This window comes from Stenotrophomonas koreensis (genome assembly GCF_001431525.1).
Classification (GTDB): Bacteria; Pseudomonadota; Gammaproteobacteria; order Xanthomonadales; family Xanthomonadaceae; genus Stenotrophomonas; species Stenotrophomonas koreensis.
Genome location: NZ_LDJH01000046.1, coordinates 1 through 713, shown reverse-complemented (window position 1 = coordinate 713; position 713 = coordinate 1). Strand labels below are relative to the sequence as shown.

Here is a 713-nt window from a genome sequence, read left to right as displayed (position 1 = left end):
CGGCAACAAGCCACAGGGAAGCGGCAGCGGCAATGGCGGCACGGGCAATCCCGCACCGCCTGCCACTGACCGCTGAGATCGCCGGCGCCGGCCAGCGGCGCTGGCCCCTGCCCGGGCAACCGGCTCAGGCGCGGCGGTAATCGACGAAATCAAAGGCCAGTGCGTGCTGCGCATCGGCGGGATGATGGGCACGTGCCACTTCCTGCCAGCCGGTCTGGTCCCAGGCCGGGAAGAAGGCATCGGCATCGGCCACCCGGGTATGGACATGGGTCAGGTACAGCCGATCGGCCCGGTCCAGCAGTTGCGCATACACTTGGCCGCCGCCGATCACGCACAGCTCCCCGGCGCCGGCCTGCGCGGTCAATTCCAGCGCCTGCTCCAGGCTGTCCACCGCCTGCATCCCGGCAAACGGCACCTGGCCGCTGCCGGTCAGCACCAGGTTCAAGCGCCCGGGCAGCGCGCGGCCCAGTGACTGCGCGGTCTTGCGCCCCATCAGGATCGGCTTGCCCAGGGTCAGCGCCTTGAAGCGCTTCAGGTCATCGGGAAGGTGCCAGGGCATCGTATTGCCGCGGCCAATGGCGCGGTCCTCGGCCAGTGCAGCCAGCAACGAGATCAGCGGGCGGTCGGACATCGGCATGCATTCACGCAAGAGGGCAGCGCTGATCATCGCCGACCCGGCGTCCTGCCGTCACGCCCGGCGTGCTGCCGGTTAC

General features: G+C 69.7%; 1 protein-coding gene. It reads right to left on the bottom strand.

Going from position 1 to position 713, the window contains the following annotated elements:
• Window positions 1-124: 124 nt before the first annotated feature.
• Window positions 125-631 carry a dihydrofolate reductase gene (locus ABB25_RS14035; protein ID WP_211259333.1) on the bottom strand — a complete coding sequence of 169 codons (507 nt, stop codon included), beginning with the start codon at window positions 629-631 and terminating at the stop codon, window positions 125-127.
• Between the last annotated feature and the right edge of the window lie 82 nt (window positions 632-713).